This window comes from Pseudanabaena sp. PCC 6802 (assembly GCF_000332175.1).
GTDB lineage: Bacteria > Cyanobacteriota > Cyanobacteriia > Pseudanabaenales > Pseudanabaenaceae > PCC-6802.
The window spans coordinates 365963-373177 of record NZ_KB235910.1 but is presented as its reverse complement, the minus strand read 5'-3'; the positions used below and the strand labels follow the sequence as shown (position 1 = coordinate 373177).

Here is a 7215-nt window from a genome sequence, read left to right as displayed (position 1 = left end):
GCTGCAAAAATGGTGCGCACCCATACTCGCCATCCCCCAGGAAAAGCACAGTCCCAGGAATTTCCGCACAAACCAAGCGTAACTGACTAGCGGCTTTCTGAATCGGGGTTCTCGAAACTGGTGATCCGCTCATGCCGCAACGGTAAGGCAAAACTCCCTTCTGACTCTGGAATCCAGGCAATTGTGCTGTATCCTTGCCCCACCGTAACAGGTTTGCTTCCTACTCCCGGTTGAGGTTGATGTTCGTAGGTGCGTTCTTGTAATGTCACCGCATAGGGACGCGACCAGGCTGTATGGTCGCCCGCCAATATCGTCACCTCTGCTGCCGGCATTTGCTGTATGTATTGCTTCATCAAGTCTTCACGTGGAGGATGACTATCTTGCAGTGCTTCATAGATACTCGACCACTCCCTCCGAAATAATGGGCTTAACGAAAGTTCCACAAACGATGAGACACTCCGACTCGTCAGTACCGCATCCATCAAGTCGAACAGCGCATCTCTCCCGTTCCCTATAATTTCGTACGTGTACTTGCGAAATTGCTCAAGTTTATCCAAACTAATCATGATGAAGCTGTTGATTTTATAGTCTTTTCAGCTTCCATCATCAAGCGGTCAGTCTGCAATGGCTGGCTGCTTTTTACCACTTTTTAGTCTAAACTCCAGTGAATTGCATCGAGCTATTGGCGCAGCGATCGCAAGTTTTCCTAGTGAGGGGGTGCCGCCAGTAGAGGAGTTGGAGCGAGGACTACATCGAGATCATATTTGGAGGTCTTTGGTGCGTTGGAAAACAGTGACAGTGGATGAGGACGCGTACTTTTTGTTAACCTTTGCGATCGCAGAGATCTCGGAAACCTGCCAGCACGAGATCGAGCAGATCGAGCAACAGTTAGCCTACTTGAAACATCTCGATCGCTCAGAGAAACAAGCGGCGATCGCCTCTAAAGCTATTCCGCAAGACAGCGATCGCCTAAATCGCTATGAGTGTCAAATTGTGAAAGGGCTATACGATGCGATCGATTGGTTGGAAAGTATCCAACGGCAACGCAATAATGAGGGTTCCATGGGTTCGTTTGGGAAATAAAGTGTCGAGCAACACTTTATTTGTCGCCTTAACACATTCCGTGGCGCTATTTAAAGCCAAGATTTAGCACCACTTTCAGCCATATTATTACTTTTAACCTCAGCAGCCAGGGTTAACAATTTAATTGTCATAATCTGACTGGCAAGCAACTGCTCGACTTCTTTGAATAATTCTTCTTTGGTTGTGTGTTTGGCTGGTTGCTTACCACCAGCTTCGGCAATTAGCTCTTGAATGGCTTGCACGTTGGCATACTGCCCCAACTCTGCGATGGGGCTTGCATCTTCAATTCTGATAGCTGCCTGTGTTGCCATATATGTGCGTTTTGGTTACAGGAAAATTCAGTCTAATTGTCTAGGCTTTTCTATTGTAAGCATTTTAGTTAAATTTGCCTCAAGTTCTTTCTTTACAGAGCTTTGAGGAATTTTACTTTACAAAGCTTGCTTTGGTTTGGTTGACCGAAATGTTGAGCTGGGATTTAAACGTTTATATTTCCGTGCGGGTAGAGATTTTTGGTGCTTTATTCTTGATGCGAAGGCTGAGTCCCAAGAATTGCTTTGTAAGCCTGTTGTGGGTGGCTAGGTTGTTCAGGATACTTAAGTTCTAGCGATCGCTCTTGCAGCATGGGGTTAAGGTAGTGAGTTCTTAAAGTGTCTGGACTACGATTTAACAGTTCTGCCAAGGCTTTGAGGAGTAAAAACCTATCCGTACAAAGCTGAAGTATGGTACTTCGCATTTGGTCTGGTGTTACCCGCTTCTTTTGTCGGATAGGTGCTGCAATCGCTAGGAGTAATTCGCGATCGCTATGCTCGGAGGTAGCCTCGTTATGCTCGGAGGTAGCCTCGCTATGCTCGGAGCTAGTCTCGTTATGCTCGGAGCTAGTCTCGTTATGCTCGGAGCTAGCCTCATTATCAACATAGTCAAGAGCTAACTGAGAGGCTGATGGTTCTGTAATACCTGGAGATAGCAGTTTATAGTGCGTCCACCGTCCGCGCCCAGACTGTTCTAAATAGCCATTGGTTACCAGCCGCTTGAGGCAATCGCCTATATCTCTAGGATGCTCTTTTCTATAGCGTTGTATATCAATATTACTAACTTCACCGAATTCATGGGTTAGGACGAGGATAATGCGGTCTAGTTCTGTTAGCTCAGAGTAGTTGCTGCCTACAACTTCTTTTAGTTCCGTTTCAATATCTTCTGGGATAAAACTAATCATTGGCAAGAAAACTGTTGTGAGTTCTAGATCTAGTTTTTCTGACACGAGAGGAATTAGCCATTGTTGCTCTTGCCAAGCACGCAGAATTTTCTGAAAGCCTGAACCTGCTTTCTCGCCTAAACCTAGCATTTGAAACATTTTTTGCAGGTTGGGATTACGAGGATCGGTAACACCTCCTTCGTAGAGTTGTTGTATGGGAACCCTTAAACGCCCTGGATTGGAGAATATAAAGCTATCTGCTTGCTTGAGAATCCATAGTGGACGAGTTGACAGGTGATCGGCATGGATAAGAGTATTTACGAGTGCTTCACGTAAAGCTTCATGGATATGGGTTTCACCGAGACGCACAGCATCTTTGTCTAGCTTAAATGGCACGGTTAGGTCGCTCACTAAACGACCATACACCCGATAGTAAAAGTTGAAAAGGTTTGGCTCCCATTTCCCATCTAGGGTCAATCGATAAGTCCAACGTACCTCTGGGTTATCCGAAAGTTTTTCTCGATAGTCGAGTTGGTAGTTTGGCAAGGCATCTAGTAAAGTGCTCCCCATTGTCAAGACAAAAAACTACAAAAATTAAGATAGGAAGTCGCGCAGATAAAGGGTAAGCAAAATAACTACATATTTACCTCCCTATCAGGGTTGTTTAAAATGAACTGTAGACGGGGGCTGATAGCCCAGAGACTGATGCAGTCTTTCATTGTTGTAGAAGTGGAAATATTTCTCCAATTCCTGCATCGCTTCTTTAACCGATGTATAAGCTTTTGGGTATACCTCCTCGTACTTCACCGATCGCCATAGTCTCTCTACAAATATGTTGTCTAACGCTCTTCCTCTGCCATCTTGGCTAACCGCTATCCCCTTTTCCTCTAATCTGCTAGTGAACGCCACACTGGTAAACTGACTGCCTTGATCGGAGTTGAATATCTTGGGTGTGTTCTGAGTCAAAGCCTTCTCCAAGGCGCTCAGGCAAAAGGTGATGTCCATCGTGTTGGATATTTCCCAAGACAGTACATACCTGCTATACCAGTCGATGACTGCTACCAAATAGATGTATCCTTGGGGCAGTGGAATGTAGGTGATATCTGTACTCCAGACTTGGTTGGGAGTCGTAATCTCCTCCTCCTTTAAAAGATAGGGATACTTTCTCACATTGTCTTTGGCTATACTGAGGTTTGGTTTGGGATAGATGGCCTCTAGACCCATCATTCGCATCAACCTTCTCACCCGTTTAGGGTTGACAACTTCACCTTGGGTCGCCAACCAGGCAGTCATTCTTCGCACACCGTAGAAGGGCGTTGCAGTGAACTGTCGGTCTAGCATCCGCATTAGTCTCAGGTTATGCTCGGTTTCTGGTTTGGGTTCGTAGTAGAAACTAGACCTTGCCAGTCCCAATAGTTCGCACTGCCTGCTGACAGAAATTGACAGATGCGCCGGTTCAACCAATTTTTTTCTCTCAGCTACTGACAATGCCAGATTTTTTTTTCACCCAGTCCAGTTCCACTTTGAGCTGACCTATTTGCTGGTAGAGCGCTGCAGTCAGATCCTCTTGTGTTTTTTGCTTCTGGCCTCGATTACTGGCAAAAAGGGTTGGTATTTCCTCTAGCAGTTGCTTCTTCCATAGTGTGACTTGTGTAGGGTGTACTTCTGCCTCACTAGCTATTTCGTTGATTGTTTTCAATCCTTTGGCTGCTTCTAGTGCGATTTTGGCCTTGAATTCCGCACTGTGTTTTTTTCGCTGCATTGTTTATAATTTCTCCATACTATTGTGGTGATGGTTGGCAGCTTTTCTATCTTAACCTCCTGTCCGATTTCTAGGGAGCATTATATAGGATACTGCGTTCGCGACCAAACATTAGTAGTCCTGCGACTGTTATACCTTCTTGGTTTGTGCTGTGATCGCGTCGCCATCCACCTAGCTGATATAGCAAGTTTTGGTCGTCTAGGGCTAGCCAAGGATGGTCGGGTTCTCTGGAGCTAAAGCGCTGGCGAAATGCTTTGAGGGTATCTGAGTCAAGGTTTGCAATGCTGAAGCCTTCAAGGATTTGGAGGTCTTGAGGGTCGTTGCTAGCATCCCGCAACATTTGTAATACTTCTTCTCTGATACAACGATAATCTCCTTCATGATTGCGCTTGAATGTGCCAGTCATGGGGTTGTTTCTGATGTAGATCGGACGAAGCGATCGCGTTGCTCTAGGGACTGTGATGATGACAATCGCTTTGTTGTCAATATTTTGAATATTTACGTCAGAATTCGTACAAATTGGCGTGTTGAGTTTTTCGGGGTTGTTATGCAAATCCCAAAATTCTTTTAGTCTTGTCTGTGGATTATTAACGCCAGTAATTTCTATGAGTCCGCCTTTTTGTTCGGTTACGCCGAGGATGATATAGCCACCATCTGTATTTGCAAAGGCTGATAGCGTTTCCCATAGGTCTTTGGGCAAGGCATTTTCAGAGAACTTAAACTCAATTTCTTTGCCTTCGCCTAAGTCTATAAGCTGTTTAAGTTCGTATATGTCCATCTGTTGCTCTCTCTAAATCACCTATGCTTTACAACTCGCCACGAAAGGCTTGATGGAGGATGGTCTGAAATAAATGCTCTGCTTGGCGTAGGGCTTCGCGTTGTTGGGCGCGGATGCGTTCGTGTTTTTGCACGATTTGAGCGAATTTTTCTTGTAGGGGAAGGGGTGAGATAGGAATCTTAAAACCTTGAATTTGCTCAAAATTCAGTCCAGGTTTCGTCTGCCCATATTGAGTTCTACTAATTTGTTCTTGTCCTCCTTCCTTAAGAGATAAAAACATTGATAGGAAAATTGGATTTAGAGAGGTGCTTAATCTCAATATTGCAACATGTTGACTGACATATGCTTTCCCAATTTTTGCAGGAACAGTAGCCACACGACCAATTCTAGAACCCGTAACAGTGAGTAATACATCATTGGGTCTAACTTGGGTTCTTTTAGATTCTGCATTATCAGGTGGGGTGACATACACTATATCGGTATCAGAAATATGATTCATCTGTACATCAAGTGACCTAATAAACCTATCTCCTGATGATGAGTAATATTCTGCATAACCACGCGAACCACTTGTCATAAATGCTAAGTGTTTTCCTAAAGACTGTATTTCTAAACTCTTGGAATTAGTTGCAGGATCGCCGAACATCTCCAGAAAGACCGATCTCAAATAGGTATCACTAAGTTCGATCGCATAGCGACGGGTGCGGCGTAATCGATCCGCCTTTGCACAAATTGCAGCTATTCGTTCTTGTTCAGCGATCGGAGGTAATGGAATTTTGCATTCTTTTAGTATTGTGGTATTAAGCCCCTCCATGATTGCCCCTCTGGACATTTTTTCTAGTTGGAGCTTTAACCCTGTATATCCATTAATTGCATAGCAAAGATATACTGGGTAGACTTTTGACTGATCAATTCTCATCCGAAAAAGATGGGAATCAATAATAGTTTTTGAAATGTTTTTAGGAACAACCGCCGCGCGTCCTATTGTTCCCATTGTTGTAACTACTATATCTCCTGCTTTAATCTCGTATTGAGATAACTGTTTAAATTTTTCATCTGTAATAAACTTGCGGAAAGAGCTTACAAACGCATTTGGTAAAACATTTTCAATGCCTGCAACTGATATCCCATTAGTAACAAGTTCATCTTTTTTTAAAGAACTACCGAAAGGACCAATTTTGAATGATCCTTGCTCTGGATTAGCTAGTTCCCCAATCTTTACCTCAGTTGCTGCCATTATTCCTCTAGTAATTGCTTTAACTCATTTACCTCAACTGTCATAAACGATTCGAGGGTTAGCATTCTAGAAATCGTCACTTCTGGCAGTTCATAAAAAACTTCATCCTGTTCTACCTGACGATAGCGACTCGCTGACAGATCGTACTTGTTGGCTTTCACCAGTGCCTGCTCCACCCAAAACTGACGATCGAGACGATTGATCTCATTTTGCAAGGGAGCTATTTTCTCGCTCAGTTTCTTGATTTGTGCCTCGGCTTCCTCTAGTGCCAAACGTGGGCGATCGCATACTCTGTTAGTCATTCCAAAATTCCTCTGCTATTTTTTCAATTGCTTGCTTCAGTTCGGGTAATCTGTACTCGATAACACTCCAAACTATATCTAAATTAATTTCAAGATATTGATGAGCAAGCACATTCCTAAAATCTATAACCCTACGCCAATCAATCTCTGGATGAGCAGCTTTCCATGTATCAGGTAATTGTTGTATGGCATCTCCCAAGGTTTCTAAATTCCGAATCACAGCATCTTGCGTCTTTAAATCTGCATAAAAACTTTCCATACCTTCTGCTGTATAGCTTTCAACTGGAGTTTAGACTAAAAGGCAACAAGAAGCATCTCGCTAGATAGAAACTAGCGAGAGAGAGGATAAAAGGGAAGAAGTTGAGCTAAGCAGTTGCAGCGGAAGCTTTTTTGAGGGGCTTGGCATAGCGTTTTTTGACAGTAGGATAACGAATCCGTTGGGTTCGTTTTTTCCCAAGAGGCCAACCTGGAGACTTACCGCGAGGTTTAGGGTCAGGGGAAGGAGAGCCAATCCTGACCAAAACTAAAGCAAAAGCATTTGCAACTCGACCAGGAGACAATTTAGTCATCGGTTTCTGCCAAGGCAGAGGAGAGTCTTGGACAAGTTCACGAGCGAGCCACAATTGCCAAGTAAGTAAAGGCATCAAGTCCGACCAAGTCTCCATCTGAGCAGGGGTAGAAAGCTGAGGGATTGTCCAATGGAGACGTTGACGCACCAAGCGATACCAATGCTCAATGGCAAATCTGCGCAGATATTTTTGCCATACCTCACTCAAGATTGGCTCGTCTTTAGCGACCCAAATCAACCACAGGGGTTTCGATTCAGGCATATCAAGACGTTCGACCAGAATGAGTGTAAAG

7 protein-coding genes and 3 pseudogenes are annotated in these 7215 nt (G+C 44.1%); 1 reads left to right on the top strand and 9 read right to left on the bottom strand.

Annotated elements, in window-relative coordinates:
• Positions 1-566 (bottom strand): annotated as a pseudogene (locus PSE6802_RS0101840) (transposase); the annotation flags it as partial.
• A 58-nt stretch (positions 567-624) separates the two neighbouring features.
• Here PSE6802_RS0101840 and PSE6802_RS0101835 point away from each other — a divergent pair.
• Positions 625-1083, top strand: coding sequence for a hypothetical protein (locus tag PSE6802_RS0101835; RefSeq protein WP_019498370.1), 459 nt, complete (start codon positions 625-627; stop codon positions 1081-1083).
• 50 nt (positions 1084-1133) lie between these two features.
• Here the strand turns inward: PSE6802_RS0101835 and PSE6802_RS0101830 are convergent, their stop codons facing one another.
• The 8 genes and pseudogenes from PSE6802_RS0101830 to PSE6802_RS27385 all read right to left on the bottom strand — a co-directional run.
• The gene (locus tag PSE6802_RS0101830) at positions 1134-1394 is read right to left on the bottom strand and encodes a hypothetical protein (protein WP_019498369.1); all 261 of its coding nucleotides are present in this window, start codon (positions 1392-1394) and stop codon (positions 1134-1136) included.
• Between the two features lie 206 nt (positions 1395-1600).
• The gene (locus PSE6802_RS0101825; protein ID WP_019498368.1) at positions 1601-2845 is read right to left on the bottom strand and encodes an ATP-binding protein; all 1245 of its coding nucleotides are present in this window, start codon (positions 2843-2845) and stop codon (positions 1601-1603) included.
• Between the two features lie 84 nt (positions 2846-2929).
• Positions 2930-4037, bottom strand: a protein-coding gene (locus PSE6802_RS32445) for an IS3 family transposase (RefSeq protein ID WP_156815370.1) whose coding sequence is annotated in 2 segments (ribosomal slippage) — positions 2930-3769 and positions 3771-4037 — 1107 coding nt in all. Because the reading frame shifts where the segments join, the coding sequence is not laid out codon by codon here.
• Between the two features lie 70 nt (positions 4038-4107).
• Positions 4108-4815 carry an AlbA family DNA-binding domain-containing protein gene (locus PSE6802_RS0101810; RefSeq protein ID WP_019498367.1) on the bottom strand — a complete coding sequence of 236 codons (708 nt, stop codon included), beginning with the start codon at positions 4813-4815 and terminating at the stop codon, positions 4108-4110.
• 28 nt (positions 4816-4843) lie between these two features.
• Positions 4844-6052, bottom strand: coding sequence for a restriction endonuclease subunit S (locus PSE6802_RS27395; protein ID WP_019498366.1), 1209 nt, complete (start codon positions 6050-6052; stop codon positions 4844-4846).
• The gene (locus tag PSE6802_RS0101800) at positions 6052-6354 is read right to left on the bottom strand and encodes a hypothetical protein (protein WP_019498365.1); all 303 of its coding nucleotides are present in this window, start codon (positions 6352-6354) and stop codon (positions 6052-6054) included. The genes PSE6802_RS27395 and PSE6802_RS0101800 overlap by 1 nt, the downstream gene beginning before the upstream one ends.
• Positions 6347-6622 (bottom strand): annotated as a pseudogene (locus PSE6802_RS33020) (HepT-like ribonuclease domain-containing protein); the annotation flags it as partial. The pseudogene PSE6802_RS33020 and the gene PSE6802_RS0101800, both read right to left, overlap by 8 nt.
• Before the next feature lie 97 nt (positions 6623-6719).
• Positions 6720-7215 (bottom strand): annotated as a pseudogene (locus PSE6802_RS27385) (NF041680 family putative transposase); the annotation flags it as partial.

Coding starts and splice junctions, on each gene's coding strand:
- PSE6802_RS0101800 (WP_019498365.1), bottom strand. CDS start 6,354: ATGACTAACAGAGTATGCGATCGCCCACGTTTGGCACTAGAGGAAGCC.
- PSE6802_RS0101830 (WP_019498369.1), bottom strand. CDS start 1,394: ATGGCAACACAGGCAGCTATCAGAATTGAAGATGCAAGCCCCATCGCA.
- PSE6802_RS0101835 (WP_019498370.1), top strand. CDS start 625: ATGGCTGGCTGCTTTTTACCACTTTTTAGTCTAAACTCCAGTGAATTG.
- PSE6802_RS0101810 (WP_019498367.1), bottom strand. CDS start 4,815: ATGGACATATACGAACTTAAACAGCTTATAGACTTAGGCGAAGGCAAA.
- PSE6802_RS27395 (WP_019498366.1), bottom strand. CDS start 6,052: ATGGCAGCAACTGAGGTAAAGATTGGGGAACTAGCTAATCCAGAGCAA.
- PSE6802_RS0101825 (WP_019498368.1), bottom strand. CDS start 2,845: ATGGGGAGCACTTTACTAGATGCCTTGCCAAACTACCAACTCGACTAT.